Below are 22,152 nucleotides of genomic sequence, written 5' to 3'. Positions count from 1 at the left end.
CTGAAATCAGTATCAGTAATTGCCGTTGGCGACGTCCGACAGACCCTTGCGCTTGGCATCATAGTAATAGCCACGGGCGTAGAGCTGGACGGCGTTGGCTTCCTTGTTCTGAGCCTTGCTATCCGCCGTCATCCACGCGCCGCGCAGATATTTGGCGGCATATTTGATGTTGGTTTCGGCATCGAGCAGACCGGACGGCGGGCCTTCATAGCCCATCGACTTGGCCGTATTGTATTTGATCTGCATCAGGCCGAAATAGCCCGCCCGGTTGTAGGCCTTCGGATTATAGCGGCTTTCGCGGTGAACGACGCGATGGATCAGTGATTCCGGGATCTCGTAAAGCTTGGCGTATTTCTGGATCAGCTTCGAGACGTAGCCCTTTTGCTCTGCGGGAGCGTCGGAATCATAATTCTGAGTGGTCATGACGGCCGGCACGACAGTCGGCCCGGTGCTGTCGAAGTTGAAGTCGTAGTGCGCGCGGTTATCGGTATAGCGCAAAGCACCGATCTGCGCCGGCGTTGCGAAGGCAACTTCGGTTTGCGCAGCCGGATCTGGCCTCGGGGTCGGCACGGCGACCTGGATGGCAGCCACGTCCGACGTCATCGGGATCGTCGGTTCCGCCTGCGCGACGGGGCCGGAAACCGGCATCATCGCAGCATCGCCAGGACGCGCCGGGTTCGGCATCGGAATTGCAACGACGGAAGGAACGAGCGGCACATCGGAGGCGGCATAGGCAGCCGCGGCCGTCGTATTGGCCGCAGGCGCGCCCGTCGCGGCGGCGATGGCAACGCTTGCCCCATTTGCAGCGTTCGCCGCTGCTGCCGTCGGCTGGCTGAAGCGGGACTGTGCGGCATCGATCTGCTGCTGGTTGACCGTGCCGGCGGCAACGCGGCCGGATTTTGTCATTGCCACCTGTTGCGGCAGCTGCGGCCCGATGAAACCCGGTGCTACTGCTGCCATTGCTACGCCGCCTGCGGGCGCGGCGGCGCCAGTTGCGGTCGGGGTCGTATTCGGATGCGGCACGTTGGTGTGTGCCGACGGGAGTTCTGCCTGAGACGTCTGCTGCTGCTGAGTGCTTGCACACCCGGCGAGAGCGCCGCACATCATTGCCGATAAGGCAACGCTGCGCTTCAGGCTGGGAAATCCGATCGCTACCATTCTGTCACTTTCGAAAAAACCAAACCTAATTTGCGATGCAAATCGGTCACAGGACCTCACAATTCGGTCACAGGATCGATAAAATTATGAATCCCCATTAACCTATCCGTGATCGCGCCGCAACCCTGGACGGCGTCAAGCCGCCATTCGGCGGTATCCCGCGGTCACTGCGCCGGCTGCAATCAACAGGGTTCCGCCGGTTCGGTTGACGGCGCGTTGCACGCTTGCCTTGCGGATAAAGCCGCGCGCCATGTCGGCGACAAAGACGTAAATCAGCGAATTCAATGCCGCCAGAGTGAGGAAAGTTGCCTCCAAAATAAGCGTTTGCTGAAGAAATGGCTTCGACATGTCGAGGAATTGCGGCACGAAAGCGATGAAGAAGACGATGCTCTTCGGGTTAAGCGCCGTTACAACATAGGCGTGCAACATAATCTTTAACGGTTTTTCCTCGGGAAGGTTGTCATTATCTCCCATCGGGCCGGTCACGATCGGGGCTCGCCAGAGCTTGATTCCAAGGAAGATGAGATAGGCTGCGCCGATCAGCTTAAGAATCGTGAACAAGCTCGCCGAAGCGGCGAGGAGGGCGCCCAGGCCGGCCAGAGAAGCGGTCATTGCCGTGAAGTCGCCGAGCGTGACGCCGGTGACGGTCGCCAGCGCTGTTTTGCGGCCATGGCCAAGCGCGTATGAGATGACAAGGAGAATGGTCGGCCCCGGTATGGCCAGCATAATGCAGGATGCGGCGGCGAAAGCGAGCCAGGTTTCGATGGACATGGAATCCTCCCCTATTCCTTTTTCGCCGCCAGCAAAGACACCGGATTGACGATCCGTCAATCCGGTTGACCACAGATCAGTCCGATTGATCGCGGATCAATCAGGCTTGTGTGTATTTCTGCCCGATGCGATCCATCACCTCGGCGAACCAGGGTGCCGAGATATCGAATGCCTTTCCGCCCTTGATCCGGGGGAATTCGATGACGCGCAGCTTGCCGCCCTGGCCTTCATCATGGCCGGTGACGCCGGACACCTTGTTGAGGGCGCTTTCGACTGCGAGGTCGACCATACCCTGGATCAGGCGGAGATCATCGCCGTTTGCCGGTGCTGAGCGGGCGAAATAACCTGATTTCTGCACCATGGAGCGCTCGGCGCCGATGATCGAGGCAAACTGCTTCTGGAACCAGCCGCCGACATTGATGGTGTCGATCTTCACATGGCCGAAGGCGTCGCGCTTGATGGTTTCGCCGGCGGCTTCGCGCTCGGAGACGATGGCGTCGAGGGCCGCACCTTCCGATACGAACAGCGTCACCTGGCCGGTCTTCTCCATGATTTTCCGCAGGCGCTCGCCTTCTGCCTCGATATTGAAGGCCATTTCCGGCAGATAGAGGCCGTCGATGCTTTTCATCGCGGCATTCATCATGAAGCCTTCGACATATTCGTTGGCGCTGGTCTTCTGGATATAGGCGCGGGCGGTCGCCGCCGTCAGCCAGCCACAGTGGCGACCCATGACCTCATGGATGACCAGAGTGCGCGGCGCGGCCGTCTGTTCGTTGCTGACATTGTCGAAGAAATCCGCGCCGACTTCGGCTGCCGTCCAGGCGCCGAGAGACTGGCGGATCGGCACGACGTCGTTGTCGACCGTTTTCGGCAGGCCGACGACGGTCAGGTCATAGCCGTTGGCGCCAAGATAGGCGGCGAGATCGGCCGCGGTCGTATTGGTGTCGTCACCGCCGATCGTGTGAAGAATGGTGATGCCATCGGCTGCGAGGCGTTCGGCTGCGACGCGCAGCGGGTTTTCGCCTTCCTTGACCAGGCCGCGCTTCACGCAGTCGGCGGCATTGGTGAGCTTGACGCGGCTGTTGCCGATCGGCGAGCCGCCGTAGCGGTGCAGAAGGTGGGCGCGCTCGCGCATGGCCGGCGTCACCCCGATGCTGTCAGCCAGCAAAACTCCCTGGTAGCCAGAACGATAGGCAATGATGTCGATCTCCGGCGCCACGTCGGTATAGCGCTGGATCAGCCCGCCAACCGCGGAAGAAAGGCAGGGCGCCAATCCGCCGGCTGTGAGCATTGCGACTTTCTGTTTGGCCATGGAGATCCTCCTTGCAGTCAAGCTGCTTCATTTCGATGGTTACCGACGGAATGGATGCGACAGGCGGGCATGGCTGTAAAGTAAAGAATTTAAGAAATCCGCGGTTTGTTCCGCCACCAAGGCTCGGTCGGGCTGTGTTCGCGCTCGGCCGCAGAGGCAAGCCGGATACACGTCATCATTACCAAATTGTGAAAAGTGTTTTCGGCTGTGCGACGAATGGACGGCTTGCAATGGCGGGCATTATTTGGTCAAGGTGTTCCATAGTTTATGAGGGCCTGCGGAACCGCTTATGTCGTTTTGGGAAAAATTGCTGAATGCTATTGGTAGCACCGCTGGCAATGCCCTGTCGGCGGTGGTCGAGGCCATTCGTACCGTGTTCGAGGGCGATCCGGAGACCCGCCGCAAGGTGGCCTTTTCCGTCGCGATCATCGCGCTTTCCGCCAAGATGGCGAAGGCCGACGGCATTGTGACCGAAAACGAGGTCAACGCGTTTCGTGAGATTTTCGAATTTCCGCCGGACCAGGCCAAGAATGTCGCCCGTCTTTATAATCTGGCACGACAGGACGTAGCGGGCTATGAAGCCTATGCGGAGCGGCTGTCGACGCTTTGCGAGACCTGCACCAAGAATTGCCCTGTACTGGAAGACGTGCTCGACGGCCTATTCCATATCGCCAAGGCGGACGGTCTGATCCATGAAAAGGAAATGGATTTCCTGCAGCACGTCGCCCAGATATTCCATATGAGCGAGGAGCGGTTCGATCAGATCATGGCGCGGCATGTGAGCGCCGGTGGCCGCGATCCCTACAAGGTGCTGGGTGTTTCGCGACAGGATGATTTTACGACCATCCGCCGCCGCTACCATGGTCTCGTTTATGAGAATCATCCGGATCGCCTCGTATCGCGCGGCGTGCCGGAAGAGTTCCATGCCATTGCCAATGAGCGCATGGCAGCTTTGAATGCGGCTTATGCCGAGATCGAGAAAGAACGCCGCGCAGCATGAATGCATTTAAGGCCGATTTCGCACGCGCGAGCGTGCAGCCGTCGCCGAACCATGGCGAACGACGGGATGGGCGTCGGCCTGACATCATCCTTCTGCACTATACGGGCATGGGCACGGCAGAAGGAGCGCTCGATTGGCTCTGTCGGCCGGAGAGCCAGGTGTCGAGCCACTACTTCGTTTTCGAGGACGGACGCATCGTCCAGCTCGTTCCCGAGGAGCGGCGCGCCTGGCATGCGGGCAAGAGTTCGTGGCATGGCGACACAGACATCAACTCACGGTCGATCGGCATTGAAATAGCCAATGCCGGCCATCCCGGCGGATTGCCTGAATTTCCTGATGCGCAGATCGAAGCGGTGATCGAACTGTGTCGCGATTGCGGCCAACGCTGGGCAATCGCGCCGGAACGGGTGCTTGGGCACTCCGATGTAGCCCCCGTGCGCAAGGTCGATCCGGGTGAAAAATTCCCCTGGGCGCGGCTTGCTGCGGCGGGTGTCGGGCACTGGGTTGAGCCGGCTGCCATTACCGGCGGGCGCTTCTTCCAGAAGGGCGATGTTGGGCAGCCGATAGAGGCCTTGCAGTCCATGCTCTCGCTCTATGGATATGGAACTGAAATCACAGGCGAATTTTCGGAGAAGCTGAAGGGCGACGTCGAGACTTTCCAGCGCCATTTTCGCCCCGAGCGCGTCGACGGCATCGCCGATTTTTCCACGATCGATACGCTCCATCGTCTTCTGTCCGCATTGCCTCGCTTTTCATAAGGGCGCGGTTGCCGGCGGCGATATCCATAGCCGGCTATAGTCCATAAAGCACGTAACTCGCTGCTATGCCACAGCTTTTCCCTATTATCTCCGCATTACATTGGTCTAACGGCGCTCGCTGAACGGCGGCCGCGCCGTCTGGTTTGTGTGTCGCGCGGCCGTAGACGACAAATGGGGACTGTGCACTCCGGTGGCTTTTTTTGCCTCCAACCGGACGGATGGCTTGTGGCTGTCCGCAGTCCCGCGCCTGGAGACAAAAGACTACATGAAAAATTTGATTGTTGCGGCTGCAGCGTGCCTGGGCATGCTGCTGGCGGGGTATAATTGTGCCTTTGCGGGACAGCGTGATGCAAAACAGCGAACGGTCCCCCTCAAGACCGTCAGCCGCACCACCGGCTTTCCAACGCCCAATGTTCCAGCCGAAATGCGTAGCGCCGAAGATTCCTTCGTCCGGCAAAATCGCTACTCCGTGCTGATTACCAAATATGCCAAGCAGAACGGCGTGTCGGTCGATCTGGCGAAGGCCGTCATTCAGATCGAAAGCAACTTCAATCCAAAAACGCACGGAAGCGCCGGAGAAATCGGCCTGATGCAGATCAAGCCGGCAACGGCCCGGCTGATGGGCTATTCGGGTCGTGCCAAGGGGCTCTACGATCCCGAGACGAACATCAAGTTCGGCATGAAATATCTAGCCATGGCGCAGAACCTCGGCGGTGGCCCAACCTGCAACACCATCCTCAAATACAATGCCGGTCATGGTGCCACGCGCATGAACCCGGTTTCGAAGCGGTATTGCGGCAAGGTCTTGGCGCTTCTGAACTGACGCCATGCTTCAGGTAACGGGTAGGGCGGAATCGTTTTCCGTGTTATCGAACGACCATCATTTGCGAGGGTCGTAGCATGGTAGCGGATTTCAGGTTCATCGTCGTTGGGCGCGGTATGATGGGGGCGGCTGCCGCCCGTCATCTCGCCAGGCAAACGGACGGCATTGCCGTCATCGGGCCTGATGAACCGGAGAATCGCAACAGCCATGAGGGCGTCTTCGGCAGCCACTATGACGAGGGCCGCATTACGCGGACGATCGATCCGGACCAGGATTGGGCACGCCTCGCAAATCGTTCGATCAGCCGCTATGCGGAAATCGAACGGGATAGCGGCATCCAGTTCTATGCGCCCGTTGGCTGCCTCGTCACCGGCCCGAAGCGGGGAAGCGAAACCACTTACGTCGGCGATGTCGTCGAAGCAGCCGAGCGGCTCGGCGTTCGGACCGATATCCTCGATGATGCAGGGCTCAAGGCGAAGTTTCCCTTCTTCTCCTTTGCATCGGGAAGCGAAGGCGTGTTTGAACCGCAAGGTGCAGGCCATATCAGCCCGCGCCGGCTGGTAAAGGCGCAGTCGCAGCTGGCGGAAGAGGCCGGCGCGAGGGTGATCAAGCAGACTGCTCTGTCGATCCGCGGCGCGGACGGCCTCGCCGTTGTCACGACCGCCGAGGGCGAGACTTTCAGCGCCGAAAAAGTGCTGCTGGCGGCCGGCGGTTTTTCCATTGCGGAGAATCTCTTGCCGCGACCCGTTGAGATGAAGGTTTATGGCCGCACGGTCACTTTCTTCGAGGTCAGCGAAACCGAGGCCGAAGCCCTTTCTGGCATGCCGTCGCTGATATCGGTGAAGCCCGATGATGTCGACAGCATCTACATGCTGCCGCCGATCCGTTATCCGGACGGCAAGTATTACATCAAGATCGGTGGTGATCCGGACGATCTTCAGTTCGAGACCGAGGCGGAGTTGCGGGCCTGGTTCCGGACCGCCGGTCGCGACAAGGCGCGCGAACATCTGGTGCGGATATTCCATGATCTCGTTCCCGGCGTGAAGCGGGTGCCGTCTTTCACCAATTCGTGCGTCGTCTCCTATTCGCCATCAGGCTATCCCATGATCGGATATACGTCCTCGCGGCGTGTGGCGGTTCTGACGGGCGGTTGCGGCATGGCTGCCAAGAGCTCCGATGAGATCGGTCGGCTGGGAGCCGAGCTTCTGCTCGCAGGTCGAATCAAGGACGAAGGCTACAGCACGGATTTCTCAGCGTATTTCCGCAGCTGACATAAGGCCGGGGCAAAGCCGCATATTTCGGTGGCAATTGCCTGAAGTCTCGGTTAATGAGCCAGTGCCAGTTGGCCGGGCAGCCGCGCTTCATCAATGCCGAAAGGCGATGGGGTGAGGAAAGTCCGGGCTCCACGGAAACACGGTGCCGGATAACGTCCGGCGAGGGCAACCTCAGGGAAAGTGCCACAGAAAGCAAACCGCCCGGTCTTGCGACCGGGTAAGGGTGAAAGGGTGGGGTAAGAGCCCACCGCGTCTCTGGAAACAGCGACGGCACGGAAAACCCCACCGGGAGCAAAACCGAATAGGGATGACGCGGAGCGCGCAAGCGCTCCAGCCTGTTTCCGGGCCGGTCATCCGGGTGGGTTGCAAGAGGCGTCGCGCAAGCGCCGTCCCAGATGAATGGCTGCCACGTTCCGGCCTCGGCCGGAGCCATACAGAACCCGGCTTACAGGCCAACTGGCAAATCAACGCCCCCCTTCCGCAAGGGCGCTTTTCACTCCCTCAAAACGGTTTCGGGAGCCTTCGGATACCCTGATTTTCCGGGGGTTTCCATTGTTGCGGGCGAGAGTTTTCGCCTGTGAAAACAATCCGTTTCGGGGCGCCCGCTGAAGGTGATCCTAACCTTTCGTTAAACTTAACGGCTTATGAATATTCGAGCTGTTGCCATGGCTGACGTGGCTTCATCCCATTGACGCCCATATGGTCCCATGGTATCCCAAACGAACACTGCATACGGGCAAATCAGAGCCCAATCATCGCAAGGCCATGAATGCTCCCGTTCTGGGGGTGTGGAAGGGGTGTCTGCTCCTTCGGTTTGCGAAGCTGTGTCCGATTTTGACTGTGTCTGCGAGTGTGTGATTGCTCGTGGATCATGGGGGACGGGTGTTCCGCGTCATGAGCCGCTTCCTGTCAAATGCGACCAACCGGATCGATGCCAAGGGGCGGGTCTCCGTGCCGGCGGCGTTTCGTTCCGTGCTGGCCGAGCGCAATATCCAGGAACTGTATTGCTTCCAGGATTTTGTGTTTCCGGCGATCAGCGTCGGCGGTCTCGATCTGCTCGATCGCTTCGAGCGGCAGATTGCGGCGGACGATCCTTTTTCGCCGGCGGCGAACCAGATGTCGCTCCTCATTCATGGGGGCGGGGTCTTCATGAAGCTCGACGCGGAAGGGCGGCTGATGGTCACGGATTTCATCCGCGACTTCACCGGAATTTCAGGCGAAGTGACCTTTGTCGGTCGGGCGGATCATTTTCAACTGTGGCGACCGGAGGCCTTTCTGGCTTTGCAGGCGCAGGCACGAGAGGAGCGCAGGCTGGCGGGCAGGCGCTCGGAATAGAGCGGGGAAGCGGAATGGCGGCGAATTCAGGCGGAAGTTCTTCTGATGCCGGTGGCGGACCGATTCGTCACATTCCGGTTCTCCTTTCCGAAGTGCTCGAGGCGCTGGCTCCTGCGGCTGGAAAAATCATTCTCGACGGAACGTTCGGCGCTGGCGGCTATACTTCGGCCATTCTGGCTGCTGGTGCCGATGTGATCGCGCTCGATCGCGATCCGACGGCGATTTCGGCCGGGCAGGCGATGGTTGCGGCTCATGGGGGGCGGCTCAAGCTCATTCAGTCGCAGTTCTCTCAGCTCTCCGATCATGCGCCCGTCGAAGGCCTCGATGGCGTCGTGCTCGATATTGGCGTCTCCTCCATGCAGATCGATGAGGCGGAGCGCGGTTTTTCCTTCAACAAGAACGGCCCGCTGGACATGCGCATGTCGACAAGCGGCGTGTCGGCCGCCGATGTCGTCAATCGCGCCAAGCTGGCGGATCTCATTCGGATCTTCGCCTTCCTGGGAGAGGAAAAGCAGGCGCCGCGGATTGCGCATGCCATCGAAAAGCGGCGTGCCGAGGCTCCCTTCGTGACCACTCGCGATCTTGCCGGCCTGATCGAGATCGTGACGCCGCGAAAGGCCAAGGACAAGATCCATCCTGCCACGCGCGTCTTCCAGGCATTGCGCATCTTCGTCAACGACGAACTCGGCGAGCTGGCGCAGGCGCTGTTTGCCGCCGAGCGCGCGCTCAAGCCGGGTGGGCGCCTTGTCGTCGTAACCTTCCATTCCCTGGAGGACCGGATCGTCAAAAAGTTCTTTGCCGATCGCTCCGGTCGCGCTGCCGGATCCCGTCATATGCCGATGGTGCATGAGCGGGCGGCAACCTTCGATCCCATCGGTAAGTCGATGGTTTCGGCCAGCGATGCTGAGGCGGAAGCCAATCCGCGGGCGCGCTCGGCCAAATTGCGCGCGGGCCTTCGCACGACGGCACCCGCCGAAGCCGCCGATCTCTCGATCTTCGATCTGCCCAATCTCGCCAGTCTCGGAAAGCTCGGAGGTTGATATGCTGAAGACTTTTGACATCGTGCTGATTGGCGTCATGACGGCGATGGCCAGCGTGACCTATACGATCAAGCACCGAGCCGAGCTGAAGCTGGAAGAGGTTCGCCGTCTCGAGGCCGATATCAAGCTCGAGAAAGACACGATCGAACTCCTCAAGGCCGACTGGGCCCTGGTCTCACAGCCGAACCGCCTTGAGCGTCTGGTCAACAATTACAGCAAAGAGCTTCAGCTGCAGCCGACCCTTTCGACGTCCATCGTTCAGCCGAGCGAGCTGCCGATGCTGCGCTCGCAGGTGCCGCCGCCGATCGTGGCGGATGCGAAGGATAGCGGCAAGGGCGGCAAGCCGGCCGGCTCCAAGGGGAATGCCGCCGCCGCCTCCAAGAATGGCGATACGACCGACGCGCTGATCAGGAAGGCCATCGCCGACGTCGCGTCCGCTCCGGCGCCGCGGTCCAAGGCGCCCGCCTTGGTCAAGCGCAAGAAACCGGAAATCGATAACATCGCAACGGGATCGGTGGCCGAATAATGTCTTTCCTTTCTCGCATCATGGTCTTGAAGAGCAAGGCGCATTTCTCCACCGACGGCAACAATCGACCGAGCGATGGTTTTTCCCGTTCGCGGTTCGAAGGAGCGCGCAAGCGCAAGGCCAATCAGGCCAAAAGCCGCGTTGTTTTGCTGGTGGGTAGCTTCATTGCTATCTATTGCGTGATCGGCGGCCGGCTCGCACAGTTCGCCATGACGCCGCCAGACACCACCTCCAGCATTCTGCCGCCGGATCGCCTGATGGCCTCGCGCCCGGATATCGTCGACCGCAATGGCGCTCTGCTGGCGACCGACATCCGTACCGTCTCTCTGTTTGCCGAGCCGAACAAGATCATCGATCCCGATGAAGCGGTCGAAGAGCTGCGCAAGGTCCTGCCGGATCTCGATGCGAAATCCACTTACAGGAAGCTTGCTGCCAAAAACTCGCATTTTGCCTGGCTGCGCCGGCAGCTGACGCCGAAGCAGCAGAGCCAGATCCTGGCGCTCGGCATCCCCGGCATCGGCTTTCGCCCGGAGAAGCGCCGTTTCTATCCAGGCGGCACGACCGCGCCGCATATTCTCGGCTACGTCAATATCGACAATCGCGGCGTTGCCGGGATGGAGAAATATATCGACAATCAGGGCCTCGCCGATCTGGCAGCCGCCGGCATGACCAATGACCAGCCGCTGCAGCCGGTGAAGCTTTCGATCGATCTGCGTGTGCAGGGCATTGTCCGCGACGCGGTCGTCAACGCCGTCAAGAACTTCCAGGCGAAGGGTGCCGGCGCGGCAGTGATCGACGTGCACACAGGCGAGGTGCTGGGCATGGCCTCGGCTCCCGACTTCGATCCGAATTATCCGAACGAAGGCGCCAGCGAGGGATGGCTCAATCGCATGACGAACGGCACGTTCGAAATGGGATCGACCTTCAAGACCTTCACGATGGCGATGGCGCTCGATTCCGGCAAGATCAGCCTGCGCGATGCCTTCGATGCGACGAATCCGATCCGCATCGGCGGCTTCACCATTCACGACTTCCATGGCCAGCGCCGCGTGCTGAGCGTTCCTGAAATCTTCCAGTATTCTTCCAACATCGGTACGGCGAAGATCGCCGATCTCGTCGGGATCGACGCGCACAAGGAATTTGTGACGCGCCTGGGCCTGCTCAACAAGATGGATACCGAGTTGCCGGAGGTGAAGGCGCCGAGCCAGCCTCGCGTCTGGAAGAAGATCAACTCGATTACCATTTCCTTCGGCCACGGCGTCTCGACTACGCCATTGCAGACCGCGGTTGCGGCGGCAGCCTTGGTCAATGGTGGCAAGCTGATCGAGCCGACCTTCCTGCCGCGCACGCGTGACCAAGCCGATGCGATAGCAAAGATGGTGGTCAAGAAGAGCACCAGTGACGACGTTCGTTACCTGCTCGAATTTAACGGCACTCGTGGCTCCGGCCGCAACGCCCGCGTTCCCGGCTATAATGTCGGCAGCAAGACCGGCACGGCCGACAAGGTCGTCAACGGGCGCTATTCGCATACGCTGAACTTCAACAGCTTCCTGGCGGCGTTCCCGATCGACAATCCGCAATATATGGTCATGACCTTCATCGACGAGCCGAAGAGCGGCGAGCGCGGCGGCGGCACGATCTCGGCCTTTACGGCGTTGCCGATCGCCCGCGACATCATCGCCAGGGCTGCGCCCATCCTCGGAGTACAACCCAGCTTTGGAAAAGATAACTCGGCCTTGCTGGCGTCTTATTAAGCGTGAAAGAATACACGGGTCGATTCGCGAGAGGGTGGATTGATCAAGAGCGAAAAGTACATTCGATGAAACTGCGGGATATTGCCGGAGATGGATTTCCGGAACTCAACACACAGATTGACGGAGCGGTTGGCGATCTCGAGATAACAGGGATTTGTGCCGATAGCCGACAGGTAGCGCCGGGCATGGCCTTTGTTGCCGTTGCCGGAACGAAGGCTGATGGTGCAAGCTTCATTGCCGATGCCGTTTCACGCGGAGCCTCCGTCATCGTTGCAGGCCCCGGGGCCACCGCCAACGGCGTGCCTGTGCTGCGGGTATCCGAGCCGCGCCGGTTTCTTGCGATTGCCGCCTCCCGTTTCTCCGGACGTCAGCCGGAGACCATGGTTGCTGTGACCGGCACCGCAGGCAAGACGTCCGTCGCGTCCTTCACCCGGCAGATCTGGGCCTTTGCCGGTCACCCGGCCGCGATGATCGGCACGACTGGCGTGGTTTCGCCGACCCGCAACGATTATGGCTCGTTGACGACGCCGGATCCGGCGTCGCTGCACGCGCTGCTTGCCGAACTTGCCGACGAAGGCGTCACCCATGCGGCGATGGAGGCCTCCAGCCACGGCCTCGATCAATTCCGGCTCGATGGCGTCAAGCTCGCCGCTGCCGCCTTTACCAATCTCGGTCGCGACCACATGGACTACCATCCGACGGTCGAGGACTACATGGCCGCCAAGATGCGGCTGTTCAAGGATCTGCTGCCGAAGGGTGCGCCGGCGGTAATTTTTGCCGATGATGCCTGGTCGGAGCAGGCGATCGCTGCAGCTCGCGCCGCCGGGCAAGATGTGCGCACGGTGGGACGCAAGGGCGATTTCCTCAAGCTGAAGCGCGTCGAGCATTTCCGCCACAAGCAGATCGCCGAAGTTCATGTCGACGATGAGATTTTCGAAATCCATATCCCGCTGGCCGGTGATTTCCAGGTCGCGAACGCGCTTGTCGCGGCGGGCCTTGCCATTTCGACCGGCGTTGCGGTGCCGGTTGCGATGGCGGCACTGGAGAAGCTCGTCGGCGCATCCGGCCGCCTCGAACTCGTGGGGCATACCCATGATGGCGCGCTTGCCTATGTCGACTACGCGCACAAGCCGGACGCGCTGGAAAATGTCCTGAATTCGGTGCGGCCGTTTACGACGGGCCGCGTCATCGTCGTCTTCGGCTGCGGTGGCGACCGCGATCGCGGCAAGCGTCCGATCATGGGCGAAATCGCCTGCCGTCTCGCCGATGTGGTCGTCGTGACCGATGACAATCCGCGTTCCGAAGATCCGGCGACTATTCGCGCGGAAATCATGGCCGCGGCAGCCTGCGCCACGGAAGTCGGCGATCGCGCCGAAGCGATCCGCAAGGGCGTCGGCATGCTGAAATCCGGCGACACGCTGATCGTCGCCGGCAAGGGGCATGAGGAAGGGCAGACGATCGGCGGCGTGACGCTGCCTTTCTCCGATCATGCCGAACTGCGCAAAGCATTGGAGGAATTGAAGTCTTGAGCTGGCTATGGACAACTGAGGATCTGATCGCTGCAATCTCGGGCCGCTTCGTCGGATCGCTGCCTGCCGGCATTACGGGCATTTCCATAGACAGTCGTTCCATCAAGCCGGGCGAGGCCTTTTTCGCCATCAAGGGCGATCGTGTCGATGGTCACGACTACGCCAATGTCGCCATGGCGAATGGCGCCGCCTTTATCGTCATCAGCGAGGCGCGTCTGCCTGCAATGGGCAGCCTGACCGTGCCGAAGGTCGTCGTAGATGACGTGTTGGCGGCCTTGGCGCGGCTGGGTGTCGCGGCTCGTCAGCGCACGCAAGCCAAGATCATCGCCGTCACCGGCTCGGTCGGCAAGACGACCACGAAAGAGATGCTGCGCCGGGCGCTCTCGCCATCGGGCAAGGTGCATGCCTCCGTTGCCTCCTTCAACAATCATTGGGGCGTGCCGCTCACTCTCGCACGCATGCCCGAAGATACGGATTTCGGCGTTTTCGAAATCGGCATGAACCATCCCGAGGAGATCAGGCCGCTCGTAAAGATGGTGCGGCCGGATGTAGCCATCATCACGACGATCGCGCCGGCGCATCTCGGCAATTTCAGCAGCATCGGGGAAATCGCCGCCGCCAAGGCCGAGATTTTCGACGGCGTTGTGCCGGGCGGGCATGCCATCCTCAACCACGACAATGACCAGTTCGAGATGCTGGAGCAAGCGGCGACGGTCGCCGGCATCGAGCACATCCATAGCTTCGGCCAGCACGCCAAAGCCGATGTGCGCCTTGCCGAATTCAACGCTTCGGAAGAGAACTCGACCCTCTGGCTGACCATTGGCGGCGAGACCTTGGAGGTGGCGATCGGTGCGCCGGGTCGTCATATCGCCGAAAACGCGCTTGCCGTGCTCGGCGCCGTCATGATCGTCGAGGCGGATCTCGACCAGGCCGTCGCAGCGCTAGCCGACCTGCAGCCGGAAAAGGGCAGGGGGCAGCGCCACAAGCGTGCGATCGGCAACGGCTACTTCACGCTGATCGACGAAAGCTACAATGCCAATCCCGCATCCATGCGCGCGGCTGTCGCGCTGCTGGCGACGACATTGCCGAATGCGGGTATCGGCGGTCGGACGGGCAGGCGGATCGCCGTGCTCGGCGACATGTTGGAAATGGGGGATTATGCCCAGCAAGTGCATGCAAATCTTGCCGGACCGCTTCTCGCTGCCGGTATCGAGCATGTCTGGCTGGCGGGTCTGGAGATGGCGGCTTTGAGGGATGAGCTGCCGGAAAGCGTTCATGTCGAATATCGAGAGACGACGGAGGAACTCTCGGAATTCGCGCTCAACTCCGTCGCCCCAGGCGACGTGTTGATGGTGAAATCGTCACTGGGAATGGGGTTTGGAAAGATCGTGGCGGGCTTGCTTGACAAGTTTCCCGCATTTTCCGACACGGGCACCCGCACCCATCAGGGGCTTTAGAAAGGGCTCTTATGCTGATCTGGCTAGCCGAACTGTCGGACCATATTCAATTTTTCAGTACACATTTCAGATTCCTCAATCTGTTCAGATACATCACGTTCCGTACCGGCGGCGCTTTGTTCACGTCAGCGTTGATCGTTTTCCTTTTCGGACCGCGAATCATCTCTTCTCTGCGCGTGCGTCAGGGCAAGGGTCAGCCGATTCGCGCGGACGGTCCGCAGACACACTTCAAGAAAGCCGGCACGCCGACCATGGGCGGCCTGATGATTTTGGCCGGCATCGTCGTGTCGTCGCTGCTGTGGGCGGATCTGGCCAATGTCTATGTGGTCGCCACGCTGCTCGTCACGCTAGGGTTCGGCGCCATCGGCTTCTATGATGATTATCTCAAAGTGACGAAGCAGAGCGACAAGGGCTTCTCCGGTCGCGCGCGCCTGGGCATCGAGTTCGTTATTGCGGCCATCGCCGTGTACTTCATGATGACCACGGCGCTGTCGTCCGGTCCCGCCGGCTCAACTTTTGGCTCGTCGGTCGCCTTTCCCTTCTTCAAGAACCTGCTGCTCAATCTCGGCATGTTCTTCGTATTCTTCGGCGCCTTCGTCATCGTCGCTGCCGGCAATGCCGTCAACCTGACAGACGGTCTTGACGGGCTTGCCATCGTGCCGGTCATGATCGCGGCTGCCTCTTTCGGCGTCATCGCCTATCTCGCCGGCAACTTCGTCTTCGCCGACTACCTCGCGATCAATTTCGTGCCGGGCACGGGCGAATTGGCCGTCGTTCTCGGTGCTGTCATCGGCGCCGGCCTCGGCTTCCTCTGGTTCAATGCGCCGCCGGCTGCAATCTTCATGGGAGATACCGGTTCCTTGGCGCTGGGCGGCATGATCGGCTCGGTAGCCGTTGCCACCAAGCACGAGATCGTCATGGCGATCATCGGCGGCCTTTTCGTCGTCGAAGCGCTTTCGGTCATCATCCAGGTCGGTTTCTTCAAGATGACCAAGCGCCGAGTCTTCCTGATGGCGCCTATCCACCATCACTTCGAGAAGAAGGGCTGGACGGAAAGCCAGGTGGTCGTGCGTTTCTGGATCGTCGCCGTCATTCTGGCGATGATCGGCCTCTCCACCCTGAAGCTGCGTTGAGGCTCCGATGATCCCTGTCACCACGCTGAAAGGAAAACGGGTCGCACTCTTCGGTCTTGGCGGTTCGGGCTTTGCGACGGCGCGTGCGCTTGTCGCCGGCGGCGCTGAGGTCACGGCGTGGGACGATAATCCCGACAGCGTGGGCAAGGCGGCGGCCGAGGGCATTCCCGTCGCAGATCTCAGGACGATCGACTGGAATGCCCTGTCGGTCTTCGTCTTGTCGCCAGGCGTACCGCTGACGCATCCGAAGCCGCACTGGACGGTCGATCTCGCACATGCCGCAGGTGTTGAGATCATCGGCGATGTCGAGCTCTTCGTGCGCGAGCGGCGAGCCCATGTGCCGGACTGCCCATTCATCGCCATCACCGGCACCAACGGCAAGTCGACCACAACGGCGCTGATTGCGCATATCCTGCAATCGAGCGGTCGCGATACACAGCTCGGCGGCAATATCGGCACGGCGATCCTGACGCTCGATCCGCCGAAGGCCGGCCGCTTCTACGTCGTCGAATGCTCTTCCTACCAGATCGATCTTGCGCCGACGCTCGATCCTTCAGCGGGCATTTTGCTGAACCTGACGCCCGACCATCTCGATCGTCACGGCACCATGCAGCATTATGCCGATATCAAGGAGCGGTTGGTGGCGGGCAGCCGCGTTGCCATCGTTGGTATCGATGACATTCACTCCTCCTTGATCGCCGATCGCGTCGAGCGGGCGGGCTCCAAGGTGACACGGATTTCGCGCCGGCATGCATTGGCGGACGGTCTTTATGCCGAGGGCAGCCGTATCATGCAGGCATCGAACGGTGCAGCGAGCAAGATCGCCGATCTGGATGGCATTCAGACCTTGCGTGGCGGTCACAATGCGCAGAATGCCGCGGCAGCGATTGCGGCGTGCCTTTCGGTCGGCGTTTCTGCCGATGAAATTCGGGCCGGATTGAAATCCTTCCCCGGCCTCAAGCACCGTATGCAGCCGGTCGGGCGGCGCGACCGCGTCGTTTTCATTAACGACTCCAAGGCGACCAATGCGGATGCGGCGGCGCCGGCGCTTTCGAGCTACGAGAATATCTACTGGATTGCCGGGGGGCTGCCGAAAGAGGGTGGCATTGCGACCCTGGCGCCGCTCTTTCCGCGCATAACCAAAGCCTATCTGATCGGCGAGGCGGCGCCGGCCTTTGCGGCGACGCTCGGCGAGCAAGTGCCATACGAGATATCCGGCACGCTGGAGCGAGCCGTCGCGCATGCGGCCGCGGACGCGGACGGGGACGAGCATCCGTCTGTGGCGGTAATGTTGTCACCGGCTTGCGCAAGTTTCGATCAGTATAAGAATTTCGAGGTCAGGGGTGACGCGTTCGTCAGCCATGTCGCTGCGATCGAGGGCGTCACCATGCTGATCGGTTCAGCAACTGGAGGCAAATAATATGGTAAGCCGCGTTGAACGTGGGGCCTTGGCCGAATGGTTCTGGACCATCGACCGTGTATTCCTTGCCCTTTTCATCCTGTTGATCGGCATCGGTTTCATGCTCTCCTTCGCCGCGTCTCCTGCGGTGGCGGAGCGCATCGGGCTCGAGCCATTCCACTTCGTCAAGCGCCATGCCCTGTTCCTGATCCCGGCGATCGCGGCGATGATCGGCATTTCCTTCATGACGCCCCGTCAGGTACGGCGCACGGCGGTCATTCTGCTGATCGTTTCGCTGGCGATGATGCTTTTCGCACTGTTTTTCGGGATCGAGGTCAAGGGCTCGCGGCGCTGGGTCAATATCGCGGCGCTGTCGATCCAGCCTTCGGAATTCATGAAGCCGGCTTTCGTCGTCGTCTGCGCCTGGCTGTTTGCCGAGCATGCGCGCCAGCCGGAAATTCCCGGCAATCTCTTCGCCATCATTCTCTTCGGCATCGTCGTCGCGCTGCTCGTCGCTCAGCCGGACCTTGGGCAGACGATCCTGACGACGGCCGTCTGGGGCGGCATGTTCTTCATGGCCGGCATGCCCTGGCTCTGGATCATCGTGCTTGGCGGCTTCGGCGCCGGTGGCTTCGTCGCTGCCTATTACGTCTTCGATCACGTGGCGCAACGTGTGAATAAGTTCATGACCGGCGAGGGCGACACCTTCCAGGTCGATACCGCCAAACAGGCGATCGTCCATGGCAACTGGTTCGGCGTCGGTCCCGGCGAGGGCGTCGTCAAGCGCATCATCCCGGATGCCCATACCGACTTCATCTTCTCGGTGGCCGCCGAAGAATTCGGCGTGATCTTCTGCATGGTGCTCGTCTGCATCTTCGCCTTCCTTGTGCTGCGCGGCCTGTCGCATGCCTACAGGGAGAAGAACGACTTCAACCGTTTCGCGGTTGCCGGCCTGGTGCTGCAGATCGGCATTCAGTCGATCATCAACATCGGCGTGAACCTGCAGCTGCTGCCGGCCAAGGGCATGACTCTGCCGCTGATTTCCTACGGCGGTTCGTCGATGACCGCAATCTGCGTGACCGCAGGGTTCATTCTGGCTCTGACGCGTCATCGTCCGGAAAAGCGTGCGCAGGATCGCAGCATGTTCCGTGTAACGCATGGATTGCCGGCGGAGTAATATCGTGGACTTGCCCTTACTCCACCCCATACTTCCCGTTCATTCTCCGGTCGCTTTTGCACAGGCGCCGGTCTATGAGGGAGGCTTGGTCCGCGCTGATGACGCGGTCGTGGCGACTTCCTATATCAGGGAGATGCCCCGAGTAATGGGGTCTTCGCGGGAGCGAAAATTATGAGTAAAGGCATTGTCCTTCTTGCCGCCGGCGGAACCGGCGGCCACGTATTTCCGGCCGAAGCGCTGGCCTATAAGCTGAAGGAGCGCGGATATTCCGTGCACCTCGTCACCGACAGCCGCGCCGAACGCTATGCCGGCAAATTTCCGGCCGACGAAATCCATGTGGTGCCGTCGGCAACGATCGGTTCGAAGAACCCGTTGAAGGTTGCAGGCGCCCTGTGGAAGCTGTGGACGGGTATGCGCGCCGCACGCAGGCTGATCCAGAGAATCAAGCCCGTCTGCGTCGTCGGTTTCGGCGGCTACCCGACAGTTCCGCCGCTGCTTGCAGCGACGCGCATGGGCGTGCCTTCGATGCTGCATGAGCAGAATGCCGTCATGGGCCGCGCCAACAAGATGCTGGCAACGCGGGTGCGGGCGATTGCGGGCGGTTTCCTGTCCGAAGACGGCGCATTTGCGGAGAAGACGGTCACGACGGGCAATCCCGTGCGTCCAGCCGTCATCGAAGCGGCCAAGCGGCCCTACGTGCCTTCCGTTCCGGATGCACCGTTCAATCTCGTGGTGTTCGGCGGCAGCCAGGGCGCACAGTATTTCTCGAAGGCGGTTCCTACGGCCATCAGCCTGCTGGAAGAGCCGCTGCGCAGGCGGCTGCGGATCACGCAGCAGGTGCGCCCGGAGGATATGGAGACAGTCAACAGCTGCACCAGAAAGCTGGAGATGGGCGCCGACGTCGCGCCGTTCTTCACCGACATGGCCGAGCGCATCGGCGCGGCGCATCTGGTTCTTTGCCGTTCCGGCGCTTCCACGGTATCTGAACTGGCGGTCATCGGCCGTCCGGCGATCCTGGTGCCCTATCCACATGCGCTCGATCACGATCAGGCGGCCAATGCAGCGGCGCTTGCGGCAACCGGCGGTGTCAAGGTCATCGCGCAATCGGAGCTGACGCCGGAGAAGCTTTCCACGATCCTGCGCGGTTCCATGACCATGCCGGAAAAGCTCGCCAAGATGGCGGCGGCAGCCAAGCAGGCCGGCAAGCCGGATGCGGCTAACTTGCTTGCCGACATGGTTGAGGCTATTGCCGGGGGACGTTCAATTCAGCAATTCAAGGGGGCAGGCGTATGAAGCTGCCGAAGGCAATCGGCCTTGTGCATTTTATCGGTATCGGTGGCATCGGGATGAGCGGGATCGCCGAGGTGTTGCATAACCTCGGCCATCGCGTGCAGGGATCCGACCAGTCGGAAAGCGCCAACGTACAACGGCTGCGCGACAAGGGCATTCCGGTCCATATCGGTCACAAGGCGGAGAATCTCGGCGACGCGGAAGTCGTGGTTGTTTCCACTGCCATCAAGAAGAGCAACCCGGAACTCATTGCTGCGCGCGAGAAGCTGCTGCCGGTGGTGCGTCGTGCCGAAATGCTCGCCGAACTCATGCGCTTCAGAAATGCGATCGCCATCGGCGGTACGCACGGCAAGACGACGACGACATCGCTGGTTGCGACGCTTCTGGAAGCCGGCGGGCTTGATCCCACCGTCATCAATGGCGGCATCATCAATGCCTATGGCACCAATGCGCGCATGGGCGCGGGTGAGTGGATGGTGGTCGAGGCCGACGAATCCGACGGCACCTTCCTGAAGCTGCCGGCCGACGTCGCTGTCGTTACCAATATCGATCCGGAGCATCTGGACCACTACGGCAATTTCGATGCCGTCCGCGCCGCCTTCCGGCAGTTCGTCGAGAACGTGCCGTTCTACGGCTTCGGCGTCATGTGCATCGACCATCCGGAAGTGCAGGCGCTCGTGGGCCGTATCGAGGACCGCAAGGTCATCACATATGGCGAGAACCCGCAGGCAGACGTGCGCTTCATGAATGTGCGCGTCGAGGGCACGCGGTCGCTGTTCGATGTCGAAATTCGCAGGCGCCGTACTGGCAAGGTGATCCATATCAAGGATCTCGTGATGCCGATGCCCGGACGCCACAATATCTCCAATGCGACGGCGGCGGTTGCCGTTGCCAACCGGCTCGGCATTTCCAACGAGGCGATCGCCAAGGGGCTGGCCTCCTTCGGCGGCGTCAAGCGGCGCTTCACGCTGACCGGCGAATGGAACGGCGTGAAGGTTTTCGACGATTATGGTCATCACCCGGTCGAGATCAAGGCCGTGCTGAAGGCTGCGCGAGAAGCCTGCAACGGCCGCGTCATTGCCGTGCATCAGCCGCATCGCTACACGCGTCTGTCGAGCCTTTTCGAAGAATTTGCCGCCTGCTTCAACGATGCCGACAGCATCTTCCTGGCGCCGGTCTATGCCGCTGGTGAAGACCCTATCGAAGGTGCGGATTCGCAGACGCTGGTGTCGCGCATCAAGGCAGGCGGGCATCGCGACGCGCGCTACCTCTCGTCACAGGAAGATCTTGCCGCCATGGTTGCGGAGATTGCGCAACCGGGTGATTTTGTGGTTTTGTTGGGGGCTGGCAGCATCACATATTGGGCAGCTGCATTGCCAAAGGAATTGGAAGGCCTCTCGGGTAAGTCCGCATGAAACAGGTTAATGGGGAAAAGCTTCTGGCGTCGCTCGGCGACAGCGTAAAGGATATCAGGGGACGGCTCACGCCGGACGCGCCGATGGATCGCGTCACGTGGTTCCGGGCCGGCGGATTGGCGGAGCTGATGTTCCAGCCGCACGACACGGACGACCTGATCGCGTTTTTGAAGATCCTGCCGGAAGAGGTGCCGCTGACCGTGGTCGGCGTCGGATCGAACATATTGGTGCGCGATGGTGGCATCCCGGGTGTCGTTCTCAGGCTTTCGGCCAAAGGCTTCGGCGCCGTCGAGCTTGCCGGCGAGAACCGCATTCTGGCCGGCGCCATCTGCCCGGACAAGCATGTCGCGGCCATGGCGATGGACAACAGCATCGGCGGTTTCCATTTCTTCTACGGCATTCCAGGCAGCATCGGCGGCGCCGCGCGCATGAATGCCGGCGCCAATGGCGCTGAAACCCGCGAACGCGTTGTCGAAGTGCATGCGATCGACCGAAAGGGTGAGAAGCACGTCCTGACCAACGCAGAGATGGGCTACAGCTATCGGCACTCGGATGCATCCGAGGACTTGATCTTCACGCATGTCCTTTTCGAGGGCTATCCCGAAGACCGCGCCAAGATCCGCGCCGAGATGGACGCCGTGCGCGCCCACCGCGAGACGGTTCAACCCATTCGTGAGAAGACCGGTGGGTCGACCTTCAAAAACCCCGAGGGTCTTTCCGCCTGGAAGCTGATCGACGAAGCCGGGTGCCGCGGTCTTGTCATCGGCGGTGCGCAGATGTCGTCGCTGCATTGCAACTTCATGATCAACATGGAGCAGGCGACGGGCTACGACCTGGAATATCTCGGCGAACAGGTGCGTCGCGAGGTTTTCGAGAATTCCGGCGTCAAGCTGGAATGGGAAATCAAGCGCCTCGGCCATTTCATGCCCGGCCGCGAAGTGCGCCCGTTCCAGGGTGTCACGACCGAATAGGTCGGTGCCGCGATCGGCTCGAACTTCATA

Annotated in this window: 19 protein-coding genes and 1 other RNA gene; 17 read left to right on the top strand and 3 right to left on the bottom strand. The window is 60.8% G+C overall.

Annotated features, from left to right (window positions below; genetic code table 11):
* Positions 1 to 12: 12 nt before the first annotated feature.
* The 3 genes from RHSP_RS10385 to RHSP_RS10375 form a co-directional block, all read right to left on the bottom strand.
* Positions 13 to 1,158, bottom strand: coding sequence for a lytic transglycosylase domain-containing protein (locus RHSP_RS10385; protein ID WP_037151077.1), 1,146 nt, complete (start codon positions 1,156 to 1,158; stop codon positions 13 to 15).
* 135 nt (positions 1,159 to 1,293) lie between these two features.
* Complete coding sequence (locus RHSP_RS10380; RefSeq protein WP_004116086.1) at positions 1,294 to 1,929, bottom strand: LysE family translocator; 636 nt, start codon at positions 1,927 to 1,929, stop codon at positions 1,294 to 1,296.
* 100 nt (positions 1,930 to 2,029) lie between these two features.
* Positions 2,030 to 3,241 (bottom strand): pyrophosphate--fructose-6-phosphate 1-phosphotransferase, encoded by a 1,212-nt coding sequence (locus RHSP_RS10375; RefSeq protein WP_037151069.1) that lies wholly within the window; start codon positions 3,239 to 3,241, stop codon positions 2,030 to 2,032.
* A 289-nt stretch (positions 3,242 to 3,530) separates the two neighbouring features.
* On the opposite strand from RHSP_RS10375, the gene RHSP_RS10370 reads away from it, so the two are divergent.
* The 17 genes from RHSP_RS10370 (at position 3,531) to murB (ending at position 22,122) form a co-directional block, all read left to right on the top strand.
* Positions 3,531 to 4,241, top strand: a complete 711-nt coding sequence (locus tag RHSP_RS10370) for a J domain-containing protein (protein WP_004116080.1) — start codon at positions 3,531 to 3,533, stop codon at positions 4,239 to 4,241.
* Complete coding sequence (locus tag RHSP_RS10365; RefSeq protein ID WP_004116077.1) at positions 4,238 to 4,999, top strand: N-acetylmuramoyl-L-alanine amidase; 762 nt, start codon at positions 4,238 to 4,240, stop codon at positions 4,997 to 4,999. The genes RHSP_RS10370 and RHSP_RS10365 overlap by 4 nt, the downstream gene beginning before the upstream one ends.
* 265 nt (positions 5,000 to 5,264) lie before the next feature.
* Positions 5,265 to 5,822, top strand: a complete 558-nt coding sequence (locus tag RHSP_RS10360; protein ID WP_004116075.1) for a lytic transglycosylase domain-containing protein — start codon at positions 5,265 to 5,267, stop codon at positions 5,820 to 5,822.
* A gap of 77 nt (positions 5,823 to 5,899) precedes the next feature.
* Positions 5,900 to 7,093, top strand: a complete 1,194-nt coding sequence (locus RHSP_RS10355; protein WP_037151066.1) for an NAD(P)/FAD-dependent oxidoreductase — start codon at positions 5,900 to 5,902, stop codon at positions 7,091 to 7,093.
* A gap of 67 nt (positions 7,094 to 7,160) precedes the next feature.
* An RNA gene (gene rnpB, locus RHSP_RS33065) (RNase P RNA component class A) lies at positions 7,161 to 7,560 on the top strand.
* Between the two features lie 430 nt (positions 7,561 to 7,990).
* Entirely contained in the window at positions 7,991 to 8,431 is a 441-nt protein-coding gene (gene mraZ, locus RHSP_RS10350; protein WP_037151063.1) for a division/cell wall cluster transcriptional repressor MraZ, read from the top strand.
* Between the two features lie 14 nt (positions 8,432 to 8,445).
* Positions 8,446 to 9,471 carry a 16S rRNA (cytosine(1402)-N(4))-methyltransferase RsmH gene (gene rsmH, locus RHSP_RS10345; RefSeq protein ID WP_037151060.1) on the top strand — a complete coding sequence of 342 codons (1,026 nt, stop codon included), beginning with the start codon at positions 8,446 to 8,448 and terminating at the stop codon, positions 9,469 to 9,471.
* Between the two features lies 1 nt (position 9,472).
* Positions 9,473 to 9,997, top strand: coding sequence for a cell division protein FtsL (gene ftsL / locus RHSP_RS10340; protein ID WP_004116069.1), 525 nt, complete (start codon positions 9,473 to 9,475; stop codon positions 9,995 to 9,997).
* Entirely contained in the window at positions 9,997 to 11,751 is a 1,755-nt protein-coding gene (locus RHSP_RS10335; protein WP_004116067.1) for a peptidoglycan D,D-transpeptidase FtsI family protein, read from the top strand. Before ftsL ends, RHSP_RS10335 begins: the two co-directional genes overlap by 1 nt.
* A 65-nt stretch (positions 11,752 to 11,816) precedes the next feature.
* Positions 11,817 to 13,280, top strand: coding sequence for a UDP-N-acetylmuramoyl-L-alanyl-D-glutamate--2,6-diaminopimelate ligase (locus RHSP_RS10330; RefSeq protein WP_004116066.1), 1,464 nt, complete (start codon positions 11,817 to 11,819; stop codon positions 13,278 to 13,280).
* Positions 13,277 to 14,737, top strand: coding sequence for a UDP-N-acetylmuramoylalanyl-D-glutamyl-2,6-diaminopimelate--D-alanyl-D-alanine ligase (locus RHSP_RS10325; RefSeq protein WP_004116061.1), 1,461 nt, complete (start codon positions 13,277 to 13,279; stop codon positions 14,735 to 14,737). The genes RHSP_RS10330 and RHSP_RS10325 overlap by 4 nt, the downstream gene beginning before the upstream one ends.
* 11 nt (positions 14,738 to 14,748) lie before the next feature.
* Positions 14,749 to 15,870 (top strand): phospho-N-acetylmuramoyl-pentapeptide-transferase, encoded by a 1,122-nt coding sequence (gene mraY, locus RHSP_RS10320; protein WP_004116058.1) that lies wholly within the window; start codon positions 14,749 to 14,751, stop codon positions 15,868 to 15,870.
* Positions 15,871 to 15,877: 7 nt separating this feature from the next.
* The gene (gene murD, locus RHSP_RS10315) at positions 15,878 to 17,290 is read left to right on the top strand and encodes a UDP-N-acetylmuramoyl-L-alanine--D-glutamate ligase (RefSeq protein WP_004116055.1); all 1,413 of its coding nucleotides are present in this window, start codon (positions 15,878 to 15,880) and stop codon (positions 17,288 to 17,290) included.
* Position 17,291: 1 nt separating this feature from the next.
* On the top strand, positions 17,292 to 18,446 hold the full coding sequence (gene ftsW, locus RHSP_RS10310) for a putative lipid II flippase FtsW (protein ID WP_004116053.1): 1,155 nt from the start codon (positions 17,292 to 17,294) through the stop codon (positions 18,444 to 18,446).
* A 171-nt stretch (positions 18,447 to 18,617) separates the two neighbouring features.
* Positions 18,618 to 19,739 (top strand): undecaprenyldiphospho-muramoylpentapeptide beta-N-acetylglucosaminyltransferase, encoded by a 1,122-nt coding sequence (murG, locus tag RHSP_RS10305; RefSeq protein WP_004116052.1) that lies wholly within the window; start codon positions 18,618 to 18,620, stop codon positions 19,737 to 19,739.
* Positions 19,736 to 21,151: a UDP-N-acetylmuramate--L-alanine ligase gene (gene murC, locus RHSP_RS10300; RefSeq protein ID WP_004116051.1), complete on the top strand. Its 1,416-nt coding sequence runs from the start codon at positions 19,736 to 19,738 to the stop codon at positions 21,149 to 21,151. The genes murG and murC overlap by 4 nt, the downstream gene beginning before the upstream one ends.
* Positions 21,148 to 22,122 (top strand): UDP-N-acetylmuramate dehydrogenase, encoded by a 975-nt coding sequence (murB, locus tag RHSP_RS10295; RefSeq protein WP_004116050.1) that lies wholly within the window; start codon positions 21,148 to 21,150, stop codon positions 22,120 to 22,122. Before murC ends, murB begins: the two co-directional genes overlap by 4 nt.
* Positions 22,123 to 22,152: the final 30 nt, after the last annotated feature.

The organism is Rhizobium freirei PRF 81, from assembly GCF_000359745.1.
GTDB classification, from domain to species: Bacteria; Pseudomonadota; Alphaproteobacteria; order Rhizobiales; family Rhizobiaceae; genus Rhizobium; species Rhizobium freirei.
Note: the sequence above shows the minus strand (reverse complement) of the source record. Positions and strands in the feature narration are given on the sequence as shown.